Origin of the sequence: Streptomyces sp. WM6386 (assembly GCF_000972385.1) — a bacterium.
Lineage (GTDB): Bacteria > Actinomycetota > Actinomycetes > Streptomycetales > Streptomycetaceae > Streptomyces.
In genome coordinates this window covers 70,747-86,308 of sequence record NZ_JXTE01000018.1, presented here as the reverse complement: position 1 = coordinate 86,308, position 15,562 = coordinate 70,747, and the positions used below count along the sequence as shown (strand labels likewise).

13 protein-coding genes and 1 tRNA gene are annotated in these 15,562 nt (G+C 70.2%); 5 read left to right on the top strand and 9 right to left on the bottom strand.

Annotated elements, in window-relative coordinates; all coding sequences use genetic code 11:
• Positions 1 to 8 precede the first annotated feature (8 nt).
• The 3 genes from TN53_RS14060 to TN53_RS14050 all read right to left on the bottom strand — a co-directional run bounded on the left by TN53_RS14060 (position 9) and on the right by TN53_RS14050 (position 5,423).
• Positions 9 to 3,206 carry an IPT/TIG domain-containing protein gene (locus TN53_RS14060; RefSeq protein ID WP_234441593.1) on the bottom strand — a complete coding sequence of 1,066 codons (3,198 nt, stop codon included), beginning with the start codon at positions 3,204 to 3,206 and terminating at the stop codon, positions 9 to 11.
• Positions 3,207 to 3,352: 146 nt separating this feature from the next.
• Complete coding sequence (locus TN53_RS14055) at positions 3,353 to 4,759, bottom strand: NAD(P)/FAD-dependent oxidoreductase (protein ID WP_199924570.1); 1,407 nt, start codon at positions 4,757 to 4,759, stop codon at positions 3,353 to 3,355.
• Between the two features lie 10 nt (positions 4,760 to 4,769).
• Positions 4,770 to 5,423, bottom strand: a complete 654-nt coding sequence (locus TN53_RS14050) for a rhomboid-like protein (protein WP_046258784.1) — start codon at positions 5,421 to 5,423, stop codon at positions 4,770 to 4,772.
• 33 nt (positions 5,424 to 5,456) lie between these two features.
• Between TN53_RS14050 and TN53_RS14045 the strand changes: the two genes are divergently transcribed.
• Positions 5,457 to 6,350 carry an aminoglycoside phosphotransferase family protein gene (locus TN53_RS14045; protein WP_046258783.1) on the top strand — a complete coding sequence of 298 codons (894 nt, stop codon included), beginning with the start codon at positions 5,457 to 5,459 and terminating at the stop codon, positions 6,348 to 6,350.
• Positions 6,347 to 6,826, top strand: coding sequence for a GNAT family N-acetyltransferase (locus TN53_RS14040; protein WP_046258782.1), 480 nt, complete (start codon positions 6,347 to 6,349; stop codon positions 6,824 to 6,826). Before TN53_RS14045 ends, TN53_RS14040 begins: the two co-directional genes overlap by 4 nt.
• A 39-nt stretch (positions 6,827 to 6,865) precedes the next feature.
• Here TN53_RS14040 and TN53_RS14035 read toward each other — a convergent pair.
• Positions 6,866 to 6,939: transfer RNA gene (locus TN53_RS14035), tRNA-Thr, on the bottom strand.
• A 215-nt stretch (positions 6,940 to 7,154) separates the two neighbouring features.
• Between TN53_RS14035 and TN53_RS14030 the strand changes: the two genes are divergently transcribed.
• From TN53_RS14030 to TN53_RS14020, 3 genes are all read left to right on the top strand, one after another.
• Entirely contained in the window at positions 7,155 to 8,243 is a 1,089-nt protein-coding gene (locus tag TN53_RS14030) for an ABC transporter ATP-binding protein (protein ID WP_046258781.1), read from the top strand.
• A 215-nt stretch (positions 8,244 to 8,458) separates the two neighbouring features.
• On the top strand, positions 8,459 to 8,914 hold the full coding sequence (locus TN53_RS14025; RefSeq protein WP_046258780.1) for a hypothetical protein: 456 nt from the start codon (positions 8,459 to 8,461) through the stop codon (positions 8,912 to 8,914).
• A gap of 117 nt (positions 8,915 to 9,031) precedes the next feature.
• The gene (locus TN53_RS14020) at positions 9,032 to 9,763 is read left to right on the top strand and encodes a nucleotidyltransferase family protein (RefSeq protein WP_046258779.1); all 732 of its coding nucleotides are present in this window, start codon (positions 9,032 to 9,034) and stop codon (positions 9,761 to 9,763) included.
• Between the two features lie 101 nt (positions 9,764 to 9,864).
• Here TN53_RS14020 and TN53_RS14015 read toward each other — a convergent pair whose 3' ends face one another.
• The 5 genes from TN53_RS14015 to ispD all read right to left on the bottom strand — a co-directional run bounded on the left by TN53_RS14015 (position 9,865) and on the right by ispD (position 15,359).
• Positions 9,865 to 11,481: a DoxX family protein gene (locus TN53_RS14015; RefSeq protein ID WP_063776247.1), complete on the bottom strand. Its 1,617-nt coding sequence runs from the start codon at positions 11,479 to 11,481 to the stop codon at positions 9,865 to 9,867.
• 128 nt (positions 11,482 to 11,609) lie between these two features.
• Complete coding sequence (gene rlmB, locus TN53_RS14010; protein ID WP_046258777.1) at positions 11,610 to 12,551, bottom strand: 23S rRNA (guanosine(2251)-2'-O)-methyltransferase RlmB; 942 nt, start codon at positions 12,549 to 12,551, stop codon at positions 11,610 to 11,612.
• Positions 12,552 to 12,640: 89 nt separating this feature from the next.
• Positions 12,641 to 14,038, bottom strand: a complete 1,398-nt coding sequence (gene cysS, locus TN53_RS14005) for a cysteine--tRNA ligase (RefSeq protein ID WP_046258776.1) — start codon at positions 14,036 to 14,038, stop codon at positions 12,641 to 12,643.
• A 75-nt stretch (positions 14,039 to 14,113) separates the two neighbouring features.
• Positions 14,114 to 14,617 carry a 2-C-methyl-D-erythritol 2,4-cyclodiphosphate synthase gene (gene ispF, locus TN53_RS14000; RefSeq protein WP_046258775.1) on the bottom strand — a complete coding sequence of 168 codons (504 nt, stop codon included), beginning with the start codon at positions 14,615 to 14,617 and terminating at the stop codon, positions 14,114 to 14,116.
• Positions 14,607 to 15,359 carry a 2-C-methyl-D-erythritol 4-phosphate cytidylyltransferase gene (gene ispD / locus TN53_RS13995; RefSeq protein ID WP_046258774.1) on the bottom strand — a complete coding sequence of 251 codons (753 nt, stop codon included), beginning with the start codon at positions 15,357 to 15,359 and terminating at the stop codon, positions 14,607 to 14,609. The genes ispF and ispD overlap by 11 nt, the downstream gene beginning before the upstream one ends.
• Positions 15,360 to 15,562: the final 203 nt, after the last annotated feature.

Below are 15,562 nucleotides of genomic sequence, written 5' to 3'. Positions count from 1 at the left end.
TCAGCGGCTCACTTCACGACCGCCTTGGTCGCCTTGCTCACCGCCGACCCGTCCTTGTGACCCGTACGGTGCGCGATCACCTTCACGGTGATCTTCTTGCCCTTCTGCGCCGACTTCAGCACCAGCGAGGACTTGGTGGCCCCGCTGATCACCTTCCCGTTCGCGTACCACTGGTACGCGTACGAGGTGGGCGTCGGACTCCACGTCCCCTTCGACGCCTTCAGTGTCTTCCCGACCTTCGCCGTCCCACTGATCACCGGCAGCTTGCTCGCCTTGGGCGCGTCGCCCTTGGCCACGGTCACCGCGGCCGACGTCGCCGTCCCGCTCTGCCAGCCCTCCTTGACCGCGGTCACCATCACGGTCAGCTTCTTGCCGACCGCCGAGGCGAGCAGGGTGTACGACTTGCCCGTCGCCCCCGAGATCGGCTTGCCGTCCGCCTTCCACTGGTATGTGTACGAGGACGGGGCCGCCGACCAACTCCCGGGCGACGCCGTGACCTTGGCCCCGGCCTTGGCCGTGCCCGTCACCTTGGGGGCGGCCGTGTTCTCCAGCGCGGGCCGGGGAGCCACGGTGAAGGTGCCGCGCGGGAACTCCCAGCCACGCGTGATCACGCTGACGTTCCAGGTACCGGTGGCCACGCCGGTCAGGTCGAGCGTCGCGGTCACCGTCCGGTTGTCCGCGGAGACCGAGTCGGCCGCCGCCGTGATCGTCTTGCCGGACAGGCCGAGCCGGACGGTGACATCGGGGCCGAGCGCCGTGCCGGTGACCGTCAGCTTCACCTTGCCGCCGGCCACGCCGGTGTCGGGGCTGACCGCGGTGACCGCCGTCTCCTCCGTGCCACACACCACGGACGTACAGGTCAGCTCGGCGCTGTAGGCGGTGCTGGACGCCTTCTCGGGCAGGCCCAGGACGAACACCGTCGGCGCGCTCTGCGAGGAGGAGCCGAGCGCGTCGCAGTCGTAGCCCTCCGGGATGTAGTGCGTGCAGCCGTTGGCCCAGGTCGACGTGTTGTACAGCACCGGCACCGCCGTGCTGGTGGCACCGGCGGTGTCCTTGATGTCCGTCTCGAAGTGGTCGAACCCGGCGGTCGGCAGCGCCGCGCACACCGTGGTGTGCGACTCGTCCAAGGTGCCGGTGATCGGCCCGTATCCGTAGGCCACGGACGGCACCTTCACGCACTCCGGCGCCGGACCGTCGGCGGTCGCGATCCGCAGAGCGTCCAGACGGTACTCGGGCGCCGCCTTCAGCGTGACCGGCGTCTGCACGAGGACCTGATGGGTGGTGGACCCGGTGACCGCACAAGGGGAGTTGCGGAAGGAGCACTCCACCCGGCCGTCCCCGGCGATGACCGCGCTGTTGGCGGTCCCGAGGGCGTCCCGCACGTTGACGTGCACGACATCGCCGGCCGCGACGGTGGTCACCTGGTGGCAGTTCAGCGTGCCAGGACCGTCGTAACCACTCTTCACCGAGGGCCCGCCGACCTTGGCCGCCGCGGTCTTCGTACAGCCCGCCGAGGAAGCGCTCGCGGTGACGTCCCGCCGGGTCAGGCTGTAGGTGGCCGTCTCGTCCCGGCCGTTGACCAGCACGGTGTGGGCCTTGCCCGGGGTCAGGGAGCAGATGGTCCAGCCGTTGGTGGTGGCGTAGCGCTCACACACCTGCTTGCCGTCGGAGTCCAGCACCGAGAACGCCGCGGAGGCCGTCCCGGAGGTGGCGATCAGCTGGAAGACCTCGGCGTCCGTGTGCGCATCCGCCGGGATGCCCAGGCAGTGCGAGAAGACGCCGCCGCCGGTGGTCAGCGTGGCCTTCGCGCCGCCCGTGCCGAAACTCCCGGCGGACAGGACGGGGCAGCCCTCGGCGACGTCGGTCCGGTGCAAGGCCACCGCGTAGGCACCCGTCGCCGAGTCACCGCCGTCCTCGGTGTGCACCAGGGCCCGGTAAGGAGCCTCACCGGTGAGCGCGCAGTCGCCATCACGAAGCTCACCCGCGTCGCACTGCGCGGTGCCCGCGCGGTCCAGGACCTCCACCTCGGGGGTCAGCCCGGCCGAGGAGAGCGAGGTGAGCGCGGCGATCCGGGCCCCCTGCGGAGCGGACAGCGCAAGGCAGTCGTACTGCCCGACCGAGCTCAACTCGCCCTTGTACAGACCGGTCCCGGTCGCCACGCACCCGTCGTCGGCCGCGCGGTCGAGGACGATCAGGCCGGCCCGCGTGTCACGGAAGGGGTACGTCCCGTCGAGGACAGCCGTGTACGTGCCCGGCGCCTTGATCCGGCACGGATCGGCACCGTACCGGCACACGCTCAGCCCAGCCGCGTCGTACACCCGCGCCACCTCGACCTCCCGGTCCTCGCCCACCGAGTGCACGGTGTACGGGCCCGCCGAAGCGGCGGTGAAGGTGAAGCACGGGTTGGCGGTGAAGTCCTGCTGCTCCAGCGCGCCGTACGGGCGGACCGGAGCGGCGGTGCAGCCCTGCGGGTCGCTGAGCCGACGCACCTTGACGCCGTACTCGGCGGGGAAGCCGTTCTCCGAGCGCGAGACGGTCGAGATCACCCGGTAGGGGCCGTCGCCGGGCAGGACACAGCTGTCCTCGTCGTTCTCCGGGAACTGCTCGCAGATCCGGGCACCGGTCGCGTCGGTGATCCAGGCGCGGGAGTCGCCGTACACCTTCGAACCGTAGGTGAGCCGGACCCGGTCGCCGCGCTCGCCTTCGAAAGGTTGACAGTCGACCTCCACCCGGCTCACCGTCGTACGAGTGACATCCGGCTGGTCCCAGTCGGTGCCGACAGAGCCAGCGCAACCCTTGACCGAGCCGAGCGGCACGAGGGTCACGGAGGCGGTCTCGTCCTCCCAGCCGGTGTTGAGGACCTTCAACGTGTAGGTGCCGGCCGCGGGCACCGCGCACATGTCCCTCGTGGCGTACCCGTCGCCGGAGCAGTCCACCTCACTGCCATCGGCGGCGAACAACTGCCTGGCCATCGCGTTGCCGCTGTCGTCCATCGCCGGCGCCTGATAAAGGCCGGGCGTCTCGACGGTGACGGTATAGCAGGCGCTCGAATCGGGCGCGACGGTCGCCTTGCCGATCGCGTCCCCCGGGTCGCCGAAGGCCGCGAGCGCGAGCGGCGCACACTCCGCCTCGTCGGCGGCGACGGCCGGGCCCGCCCCCGCCAGGGACAACAGTGAAGCGCACAGCGAGACGACGGCGGCGAACACGGCCGCGCGCCTTCGTCCCATCCGTCTCGCGGGCGGACAGGAATGGTCGTCGGACACGGAATCCCCCCTGGAACATCGGTCGTTGAGGCGATGGTCGCACAGGGGTATGACAGCGCTCTCACGAGTTTCCAGGGGCGGCCGAAACCCTAGTGACGCCCGGCGATCCGATCGGCGACCCGCGCCAGCCGCGACGACCCCGCACTGTGCGTCGCCGCCTCCCGCCGGTCAGCGGCCCGATACGTCGCGTACATCCCCTGCACCCCCAGCCACCGAAACGGCTCCGGCTCCCACTTGCGCACCTTGTGCCCCACCCACGGCAACCCCGTCAGCTCGGTCGTCCCACCCTGACCCGAGTCCAGCTGCACCAGGTCCCGGAGCGTCCGCGCCGCAAGGTTCGTCGTGGCCACACCGGAGCCGACGTAACCCCCCGCCCAGCCCAGCCCCGTCGTCCGGTCCAGCGTCACCGTCGCGCACCAGTCCCGCGGCACCCCCAGCACCCCCGACCAGGCGTGCTCGACCCGCACCCCGGTCAGCGAGGGGAAGAACCGCACGAGAATCTCCCGCAGCGCCTCGATCGTCGCGTCCTGCGTCCGCCCGTCGTTGTCCGTCCTCGACCCGAAGCGATACGGCACCCCGCGCCCGCCCAGCGCGATCCGCCCGTCCTCGGTGCGCTGCGCGTACATGTACGCGTGCGCCATGTCCCCGAGCGCCTCCCGCCCGTCCCAACCGACCGACTCCCACTGCTCGTCGGACAGCGGCTCGGTGACGACCATGGAGGAGTTCATCGGCAGCCAGGTCCGCCGCTGGCCCTTCAGGTTCGCGGTGAAGCCCTCGGTGCAGCGCAGAACATAGGGCGCGCGGACCGTGCCGTACGGCGTGACCGCGTGCTTGGGCCGGATCTCCGTCACCGGCGTCTGCTCGTGGATGGTCACCCCCAGCGCCTCGACGACCGCCGCGAGCCCCTTCACCAGCTTCACGGGGTGCACGCGCGCACCGTGCGGCGTCCACGAGGAGCCGACCGCGCCGGCCACCCGAATCCGCTCGGCGGTCCCGCGGGCGTCGTACAGCTCGCGGTCCTTCTCGCCGTACGACAGCTCGTGCGCGTGGAAGTCCTTCAGCCGCGCCAACTGCGCGGGCGTGGTGGCGACTTCGAGGACACCACCCTTGTGGATGCCGGCGTCGATGCCCTCCTCCTCGGTGGCACGGACGACCTCGTCGACGGTGTCGTTCATGGCCTTTTGCAGGCGTACGGCGGCCTCGTGGCCGTGCACCTTCGCATACCGGTCGCGACCGGCGACGCCGTTGTAGAGCCAGCCGCCGTTGCGACCGGACGCCCCGTATCCGCAGAACTTCTGCTCCAGAACGGTGACCTGGAGGAAGGGCGCCGCCTTCTTCAGGTAGTACGCGGTCCACAACCCCGTGTACCCACCGCCGACGATCACGACGTCCGCGGTGGCATCACCGCGGAGCGGTTCCCGCGGCTCCGGTAGACCGTCGTCCGCGTACCAGAAGGAGATGCCGCCGTTCACGACAGCGCGTTCCGAGCTGCTCATGGCGGGGACGTTAGCCCCTGAGAGCGGCCGCTGTCTCCTTCGGATTTCGTGGTCTTGGACGCCCCCTGACCAGCGGATAGCACCCCAACCCGATCAGTACGGCGGTGAAGTGCCCCAGGTCGGTGAAGGTCCGCCCGGTCACCAACGGCACCCCGTAGACGACGAGCACGACCATGCCGTACGGATACCGCCACGGCGCCCGGATCCGGTACGTGAGCACCGCGACCACCCCGGCCAGCGCGTAACTCACCCCGATGTCCAGCGTGTTGACCGCGGACTCGGGCGCCATCCCGTGCCGGATCCCCCACAGCAGCGCGCCCTCACTGATCAGCGTGGCCAGCACATGCGCCGCCACGCACACCGCGAGCCAACGGACCGTACCGAGCCAGCGCTCGGCCTGTGCGTGGAAGAGGGAGTAGAGGACGACGTACGGCAGCCAGTACCCGCCGTCGATCCACATCGCACTGGAGATGAGCACCCGGACCGGGTTGTTCGACAGCTCATGGATGTTGGTGGACCGCTGCCGCAGGAACTCCTCCTCGAACTCCGGCGACATGTGGTGCAGAGCGATGGTCGTCCCGAACAGAAGCGCCAGCCAGATGTACGTGCCGGGGGCGCTGCGGACGTACATCCACACCCTGTGCAAGCCCCGGCCAATTCGCATGACCCGATTTACCCACGCCGATAGCCTCGAACGATGATCGACATTCCGGAGGGACTGGCGGCGTCGCAGGAGAAGTTCAACGGAGAGGCAGGGCGAAGATTCATCGCCGGACTGCCCCGACTGGCAGCGGACTTCCTGGACCAGTGGGACCTACGACGGGACGGCGCCGCGATGCACGGCGTCACGGCACTGGTCCTGCCGGTCGTGCGCCGCACGGACGAGCTCCCGGCCGTACTGAAACTCCAGCTGCTGGACGAGGAGAGCGAAGGCGAACCGGTCGCCCTGCGCGCGTGGGACGGCGACGGAGCGGTACGCCTGCTGGACCACGACGCCGCGACAGGCACCATGCTCCTGGAACGCCTGGACCCGGCCCGCATGCTCTCCCACGTCCCGGACTCCCGCGAGGCCGTCCTGGTCATCGCCCACCTGCTGGCCCACCTCACCTCCGGACCGGCACCGCGGGGGATGCGCACGCTCGGCGACATCGCCGCGGCCATGGTGGAACGGACACCGCGGGCACTGGAGCGGATCGCCGATACGCAGGCGCGGAGACTGGTCGCCGACTGCGCGGCGGCGGTACGGGAGGTCGTGGACGAACCCGGCGACCGCCTCCTGCACTGGGACCTCCACTACGACAACGTCCTGGCCGCAGACCGTGCGCCCTGGCTCGCCATCGACCCCAAGCCCCTCGCCGGCGACCCCGGCTTCGACCTCCTCCCCGCCATCGGCAACCGCTTCGACCCCGACGAGGTGCGCCGGCGCTTCGACGCCATGACGGACGTCCTGGCTCTGGATCGCCCACGCGCGCGTGCCTGGACACTGGGCCGCGTTCTCCAGAACTGCCTGTGGGACATCGAGGACGGGCGCCCGCTGGAGCCGGCACAACTGGAAATCGCCCGACGCCTGAAAGGCCACCACCCTTCATGATCCGCACCGCCACCCCCGCCGACGTCCCCGTCATCCACGCCCTGGTCCGCGAACTCGCCGACTACGAGAAGGCCCTGGAAGAGGCGAAGGCGACCCCGGACCAGCTCCACGAAGCACTGTTCGGCGAGCGCCCGGCAGCCTTCGCCCACATCGCCCAGGACGATGCCACCGGGGAGGCGGTCGGCTTCGCCCTGTGGTTCCTGAACTTCTCCACCTGGCGCGGCGTCCACGGCATCTACCTGGAGGACCTCTACGTCCGCCCAGAGGCCCGGGGCGGCGGCCACGGCAAGGCCCTGCTGACCGAGCTCGCGCGGATCTGCGTGGAGCGGGAGTACGAGCGGCTGGAGTGGTCGGTACTGGACTGGAACGCGCCGTCGATCGCGTTCTACGAGGCGCTGGGGGCACGTCCGCAGGACGAGTGGACGGTGTACCGGCTGACGGACGGGGCGCTGCGGGCGCTGGGTGGAAGGGCATGAAAACCCCAGGTCAGAGCATCTGACCCGGGGTTTCAGCTGAGCCCCCTGTCGGATTCGAACCGACGACCTACGCATTACAAGTGCGTTGCTCTGGCCATCTGAGCTAAGGAGGCGTGCATACGTCTGCCGCGTACGCGCCCGTGCAGTCTACCCAGGTCCCGGCCACGCCCTGTCGAAAATTTCGGCGAAGTTCACACGCCCTCGACTACTGACAGATCGGGTAAACGCCAGGTACCGTCCCTCCCAGTCCACCTGTGTGGACTACACCACCACCTTCCTACAACGGATCGTCCGGCACGTTCCTGCCGGTAGAAGGGGGCCCATCACCATGGCCACTGTTTCGTTCGAAAAGGCGACCCGGATCTACCCGGGCACCGAGAAGCCCGCCGTAGACGGTCTTGACATCCACATCGAGGACGGAGAGTTCCTCGTACTGGTCGGTCCGTCCGGCTGTGGAAAGTCCACCTCGCTCCGCATGCTGGCGGGGCTCGAGGACGTCAACGGCGGTGCGATCCGCATCGGTGACCGCGACGTCACGCACCTGCCGCCGAAGGACCGGGACATCGCCATGGTGTTCCAGAACTACGCGCTGTACCCGCACATGACGGTCGCCGACAACATGGGCTTCGCGCTCAAGATCGCCGGTGTGCCGAAGGCGGAGATCCGCCAGAAGGTCGAGGACGCGGCGAAGATCCTCGACCTGACCGACTACCTGGCCCGTAAGCCGAAGGCGCTCTCCGGTGGTCAGCGTCAGCGTGTCGCGATGGGTCGCGCCATCGTGCGTGAGCCGCAGGTGTTCCTCATGGACGAGCCGCTGTCCAACCTGGACGCCAAGCTCCGTGTGTCCACGCGTACGCAGATCGCGTCCCTGCAGCGTCGTCTCGGCATCACCACCGTCTACGTCACCCACGACCAGGTCGAGGCCATGACGATGGGCGACCGTGTGGCCGTGCTGAAGGACGGTCTGCTCCAGCAGGTCGACACCCCGCGCAACATGTACGACCGTCCGGCGAACCTCTTCGTCGCCGGCTTCATCGGCTCCCCCGCGATGAACCTGGTCGAGGTCCCGATCACCGACGGTGGCGTGAAGTTCGGCAAGAGCGTCGTGCCGGTCCAGCGTGACGCGGTCTCCGGCATCACCGACAAGACGGTGACCGTGGGTGTCCGTCCGGAGCACTTCGAGGTGGCGGGCCCGGACGCGGACCTGGGTCTCGCGGTCACCGTGAACGTGGTCGAGGAGCTGGGCGCCGACGCGTACGTCTACGGCACCGCCAAGCTCGACGGCGACTCCAAGGACCTCGTCGTCCGTGTCAGCGGCCGTGACGTCCCGGAGAAGGGCAGCACGCTGCACGTCGTGCCGCGTGCCGGCGAGACCCACGTGTTCTCGACCTCCACGGGTGAGCGTCTCTCCGACTGACCCACAGGCAGTACATCCCAGGTGATTTCACCCAGGTTGACGAAGAGGGCCCCGCAGCCTGCTGCGGGGCCCTCTTCGTTGTCGACAAATACCCCGGCAGACCGGGCATTTCGAGCAGTGTGCGTCAACGCCTTACCCAATTCGAGGCATCAGTTCATCCCCCGAACCGGTGACTAAATGTCGCCAAATCATCACCCCGCGCTACCCTCACACGCGTGAAGCACTCCACTAACCAACAGACGCGACGCGGCCGGGGCCCCGCCCGCCGTATCGGCCGCACGCTCACCCTTGTCCTGCCCGTCGTCCTGGTGCTCTCCGGGACCCTCGCGGTCACCCGAGTCGACTGGTCGGGGGATCCCTCGGGCTCCGTGCTCACCGCCTCCGACGTCTCGGCGGCCGGCGCCTCCTCGAAGGCCAGGGCACGTGCACCTCAGGACATCCTGCGCGACAAGCTCCTGACCGAGCTCCAGCAGGAGAACCCTGGCATCGCCCTCACCCACCTCCAGGAGGCCGTGAACGGCCGCCCCTCGCTCGCCAGGCACTGTGCGTCGATCGCCCGGGCGCTCGGCCGTGCGGCGGTGCGGGTGTACGGCCCGACGCGTGCGCAGTCGTACGCCCGGCCCGTCTGCGACACCTCCTTCGCGACGGGTGTGGCGGCGGCACACAGCTGAGGTCAGGGCCTCCTCCCGATCAGGGGGAGGCATTCATTCCGCTTGTGGAAGGTTACGGCTGAATAAGAAACGGTTACCGGCAGAAGCCGCGAGCGGGACGCCACGTACAGTTCGGTCATGACCGATCCGAACGCCGCGTCCCGCCCCGTTCAAGCCGTTGTCCTGGCAGGTGGCCAGGGCTCGCGGCTGCGCCCGTACACCGACGACCGGCCCAAGCCGATGGTCGAGATCCCCGGGACGGGGACTCCGATCATCGGCCATCAGCTTGTCTGGCTCGCCGAGGAGGGCGTGACGGACGTGGTGGTCAGCTGTGGCCATCTCGCCGACGTCCTGCAGAAGTGGCTGGACTCGGCCGATCTGCCCGTGAACGTGACGACGGTCGTCGAGACGGAGCCGCTGGGCCGCGGTGGCGGCCTCAAGTACGCGGCGGCGCGTCTTCCGCACCCGGACCAGCCCTGGTACGCCACGAACGGCGACATCTGGACCAGGTTCTCGCTGCGTGAGATGGCGGACTTCCACGCCGAGCGCGACGCGGTGGCGACGCTGGCGTTGGCGCGGCCGCGGATTCCGTGGGGGGCCGTGCAGACCGACGGGTTCGGGCACATCACGGACTTCATCGAGGCTCCGCCGACGACGTACGAGATCAATGCGGGTGTGTACGTCTTCTCCCCGGAGTTCGCGTCGATGCTGCCGGAGCGGGGGGACCATGAGCGGACCACGTTCCCGCATCTGGCGCGGGAGCTGCGGCTTGCCGGCTATCCGATTCCGCAGGGTGCGTACTGGCGGGCCATCGACACCGCCAAGGATCTGACCGAGGCGGCGAAGGAGCTGGCGGCGCTGGGGCGCTGAGCGTCACGTCGCAGGAAGGGCCCGGCACGTGTGTGCCGGGCCCTTCGCGTCTTCGGGTCAGCCGGTGGGCTGCTGTCCCAGAATGCCTCCCACCGGCTCAGCTACCCCAACAGGCCGCCTACCAGGCCCGGTTCGCCGGAGGAGCCTCCGGTGTCCGAGCCGCCTGTCGTGCCGCCGGTGCCGCCCGTGGAGCCGGTGCCGCCGGTCGGTCCCGAGCTGGTGCTGGGGGCGCCTCCGGTCGGGGAGGACTGCTGGGGCGGGGCCTGGCCGGTGCCCTGGGTCTGGCTGGGGGTGGTGGTGCTGGTGTCCTTGGTGGCGCCCGGGGTGGTGGCGGCGCCGGAGGGGCTGGCCGTGCCCGCCGTGGCGCCCTGGGTGGGCGAGGTGGAGGCGGACGGGGTCTTCTTGCGCTTGCCCGGTTCCTGCGGGAGCGGGGAGCCGGGGAGTTCGTTGCGCGGGGCGTCGCCGGGGCCGGGGACGATGATCCGGTCGGCGTCGCGGACGGCGCCGCCGAGCATCGAGCCGATCAGCAGGGTGAGCCCGATGACGACGGCCGAGACGAGGGCGCCCCGGCGCAGGACGTAGCGGCGCAGTTCCCAGAGGTCGGAGCGGGGTCCGAGGCGGCGCCAGGCGCTGCCGGCGAGGCGTCCGTCGATGGAGTAGACGGGGGCGCCGGCGATGATCAGCGGGGACCAGGCGGCGAGGTAGATGATGTCGGGTGCGTCGTAGGCGGGGACGCTCTTCCAGCTGACGGTGAGCAGGAGCGCGGCGGAGAGCAGTGCGCCCACGGCGGCGCCGACCCGCTGCCAGCAGCCCAGGATCGTGAGGACACCCACGATGACCTGGAGGAAGGCGATGACGAGGCCGGAGCCGACGGGGTGCTGGAGAGCGAACTGGCGCAGTGGTTCGGCGACTTCCCAGGGGTGCAGGGTGTTGAGCCACTTGACCATGGAGCCGCGCTTGCCGCCGTCGAAGTAGACGGGGTCGCAGAGTTTGCCCATGCCGGCGTAGATGGAGATGAAGCCGAGGAAGATGCGCAACGGGAGGAGGACGACGCCCAGGTTCATGCGGCGGCCCGGGTAGTAGGCGTGCCGCGCGGGGTCGACGCCGTGGCGCCGGGGCGTGCCGGTGTCACCGGATCGCGCCGTGTCCTCGAACTCCTCGTCCCCGTAGGCGAGTTCCTCGTCGTAGGCGCTGCCGGCGGTCCGCATGTCGGGCAGGAGGCGGGGTTCGTCGCCGTCGTAGGTGCGCTGGGCGCCGACGACGGGGGTTTCGACGGTCTGGGCCAACTCGTCGTCGTAGACGTCGATTCGGGGGATGACCTGGGTGGCTCCGGCGTCGGCGGAGGGCTCGTCGACCGGGCGGACGCCGCCGCCGCGCACGGCCTGGAGCAGGCGGTGGGCGCCGGTGTCGTCCGGGGCGGACTTGCCGCTCCAGACGACGGGGCGGCGGCGGGCCGCACCGGTGGCCGTGGTTCCCACGGCGGGCATCCGGGCGGTGTCCTCGGCGGCGCTCAAGTGCCGTGCGATCCGCGGGGATTGGGCAGCACGTCTCGTCGACGCGCCCAACTGCACGCGAAAGCTGGCGTGATTGACGATGACCTGCGCCGGATCGCTCGGCACCTTCACCATGCTCAGCGCGGGAGCGTCGTCGAATCCGGAATCGAATCCCGACGAGCGGTCCCCCGTGGGTGTGCGGGGTGTTCTGGTGTCCACACTCATCTAACCGAGTGACGTGTGTTTAGGACACTGCTTTGACTGCCCGGATGTGTCCGGACAGCGTCAAGCTTGCCCGCATCGCCCGAACGGAGGCGGAATTCCCCCGTACGGGTGACGCTGCGGACCCCTGTTCAGGCCCGCCGACGAGCCGCCTCATACAGCACGACACCCGCTGCCACACCGGCGTTCAGCGACTCCGCGCCGCCCGGCATCGGGATCCGTACCCGGAAGTCGCACGTCTCGCCGACCAGCCGGGACAGGCCCTTGCCCTCGCTGCCGACGACGATGACGACCGGGCCGCCGAGGGCCTCCAGGTCGCCGATCTCGTGCTCTCCGTCGGCGGCGAGACCGACGACGGCGATGCCGGCCTTCTGGTACGCCTCCAGGGCGCGCGTCAGGTTGGTGGCGCGGGCGACGGGCGTACGGGCGGCCGTACCGGCGGACGTCTTCCAGGCACCGGCGGTCATGCCGGCCGCGCGGCGCTCGGGCACGACGACACCGTGGCCGCCGAAGGCCGACACCGAGCGGACGACTGCGCCCAGGTTGCGCGGGTCGGTGACGCCGTCCAGCGCCACGATCAGCGGGTCCTCGCCGTGGTCGTAGGCGGCGTTGGCGAGGTCCTCGGGGTGGGCGTACTCGTACGGCGGGACCTGGAGGACCAGGCCCTGGTGGTTGAGCCCGTTGGTCATACGGTCGAGCTCGGGGCGGGGGGCCTCCATGAGGTTGATGCCACCGCGCTCGGCCACGAGCTGGAGCGCCTCGCGCACCCGCTCGTCGTTGTCGATGAACTGCTGGACGTACAGCGTCATCGCGGGCACGCCCTCGCGCAGCGCCTCGACGACGGGGTTGCGGCCCACGACCATCTCGGACGTGCCCTTGCCACCCCGGCCACGCGGCGTGGGACGGCGCGCGGCCTGCTTCGCCTTGGCGTTCGCGATGCGGTTCGCCTTGTGCTTCTTGCGCATCTCGGCGGGCGGCGTCGGACCCTTGCCCTCGAGACCCTTGCGTCGCTGGCCGCCACTGCCGACCTGCGCGCCCTTCTTGCCGGACATGCGGCGGTTGTTCGCAGCCATGACCTACCTGTTCTCCACGGAAGTAATACGTATGTCTATGCAGTGTGCCGCCCGGAGGGCCGGGCGGCACAATCGATCAAGAAAGCGGGCTAGCGCGGACCGAGGGTCCAGCGCGGTCCCTGGGGGCCGTCCTCGATGGACAGGCCCGACTGGTTGAGCTGGTCGCGGATGGCGTCCGCGGTGGCCCAGTCCTTGCGGCCACGGGCCGACTCGCGCTGGTCGAGGACGAGTCGTACGAGGCTGTCGACCACGCCGTGCAGGTCTTCGCCGCGGCTCTCCTCGCCGGCCCAGTGGGCGTCGAGCGGGTCGAGGCCGAGGACGCCGAGCATGGCGCGGACCTCGGCGAGGCGGGCCACGGCGGCTTCCTTGTCGTCGGCGGCCAGCGCGCTGTTGCCCTGGCGGACCGTGGTGTGGACGACGGCCAGTGCCTGCGGGACGCCCAGGTCGTCGTCCATGGCCTCGGCGAAGGCGGGCGGGACCTCGGCGGAGGGCTCGACGGTGCCGGCCTTCTCGACGACGCGCTGAACGAAGCCCTCGATGCGCGCGAACGCCGATTCGGCCTCGCGCAGGGCCTCCTCGCTGTACTCGATCATCGAGCGGTAGTGCGGGGTGCCGAGGTAGTAGCGCAGGACGATCGGGCGCCACGTCTTGACCATCTCGGAGACGAGGACGCTGTTGCCGAGCGACTTCGACATCTTCTCGCCGCTCATGGTGACCCAGGCGTTGTGCACCCAGTACGCGGCGAAGTCGTCGCCGTAGGCCTTGGCCTGGGCGATCTCGTTCTCGTGGTGCGGGAAGATCAGGTCGAGGCCGCCGCCGTGGATGTCGAAGGCGGAACCGAGGTACTTGTGGGCCATGGCCGAGCACTCCAGGTGCCAGCCGGGGCGGCCACGGCCCCACGGGGTCTCCCAGTCGGGCTCGCCCGGCTTGGTCGCCTTCCACAGCGCGAAGTCACGGGGGTCGCGCTTGCCGGTCTCGCCGTCCGCGGCGGGCTGGAGCAGATTGTCCAGCTCCTGGTTGGACAGCTGGAGGTAGCCCGGGAAGGAGCGCACGTCGAAGTAGACGTTGCCGTCCGACTCGTAGGCGTGACCGCGCTCGATGAGGCCGCGCATCATCTCGATCATCTCGGGGACGTGGCCGGTGGCACGCGGCTCGTACGTCGGCGGGAGGCAGCCGAGGGCCTGGTAGCCGTCGTTGAACGCCCGCTCGTTCTCGTAGCCGATGGACCACCAGGGGCGGCCCTGGTCGTGCGACTTGGCGATGATCTTGTCGTCGATGTCGGTGACATTGCGGATGAACGTGACCTCGTAGCCGCGGTACTCGAACCAGCGGCGCATGATGTCGAAGTTCAGACCGGACCGGATGTGCCCGATGTGCGGTGCGGCCTGCACGGTGGCACCACAGAGGTAGATCGAGACACAACCCGGCATGAGCGGGGTGAAATCACGGATCTGCCGGGCGCTGGTGTCGTACAGCCGAATAGTCACGAGACCAGGGTAGTGGGCCCCGGGTAGTGCCTTGCGCGCGTTCTGCTCAAGGGGACGTATTCGTGACGTTGTCGGTCAGCCGACCCGTACGACCAGCGCCGTGGCGATCGCCATGAGGCCCTCGTCGCGGCCGGGGAACCCCAGCCCGTCCGTGGTCGCGCCCGACACCGACACCGGTGCTCCCGCCGCCTCCGAGAGGATCTTCTGGGCCTCGTCGCGGCGCTTGCCGATCTTCGGGCGCGGTCCTACGACCTGTACGGCGATGTTGCCGATCCGGAAGCCCGCGGAGTTCACGATCCGGGCCGCCTCCGTCAGCAAGGTGATCCCGGATGCACCCGACCACTCGGGGCGCCCCGTGCCGAAGTGCTGCCCCAGGTCACCGAGGCCCGCCGCCGAGAACAGCGCGTTGCACGCGGCGTGGGCGACGACGTCCGCGTCGGAGTGGCCGGCCAGGCCCGGGCCCTCGCCCTCCCACTTCAGTCCGGCGCACCACAGCTCGCGGCCCGCTTCGAAGGCGTGGATGTCGGTACCGATGCCGACCTGCGGCAGCGGCATCCCGGCAAACGCGTCAGAAGCCATCGTTGAGCCTCCTGCGCGCCAGGACCGCCTCCGCGAGGACCAGGTCCAGGGGGCGGGTGACCTTGAAGGCCTCCTCGTGGCCGGGGACGACCACGACCGTCGCGCCGAGCTGCTCGATCATGCTCGCGTCGTCGGTGACGTTGTCGGTGACCGTCTCGTGGGCGCGGATCAGGGTCGCGCGGTCGAAGCCCTGGGGCGTCTGGACGGCGCGGAGGCGGGCGCGCTCCGGGGTGGCGACGACGGGCTCGGGGTCGCCCGGGACCGTGGCCGGCTCGACCTCCTTCACCGTGTCGGCGAGGGGCAGTGCGGGCACGACGGCCGTGGCGCCCTCGCGTACGGCCTCGATGACCGCGTCCACCGTGTCCACGGGGACCAGCGGGCGGGCGGCGTCGTGGACGAGGACGATGTCGTAGTCCGGCGGCAGCGCGTCCAGGCCGAGCTTCACGGAGTCCTGGCGTTCCTTGCCGCCGGGGACGACCAGGAAGTCGGTGCGCTCGGGGAGGGCGTGGGCGTCGAGGAGACTCTTGACCTCGGCGGCGCCGTCGGGCGGTGCCACGACGACGACCAGGGAGACCGCGCGGGAGGCGGCCATCGCACGGACCGCGTGGATCAGCATGGGGGTGCCGTTCAGCGCGCGGAGCGCCTTGGGGGCGCCCGGGCCGAGTCGTACGCCCCGGCCGGCGGCCGGAATCACGACCGCCGTGCGGACTTCGGCGCGCGAAGGGCGCGAATCGTCAGACATCGGTTCCTGTCAGGTTTGTGTGCTCGGCCAAGGTGGGTAGGCCAGACAGCGTGCCGGGCGCGACGTCTTGACCGGACCCTTCCGTGACACCGGTCGAGCCTGCTGCCCGGGCCCGGCACGCCAAGTATCGGGGCTCGCCCCCGAAGATGTGAGCGCCGGGGCAGAGTCGGCCCGTGCAGGACGGAATCAGTGTCCGGGCGTGA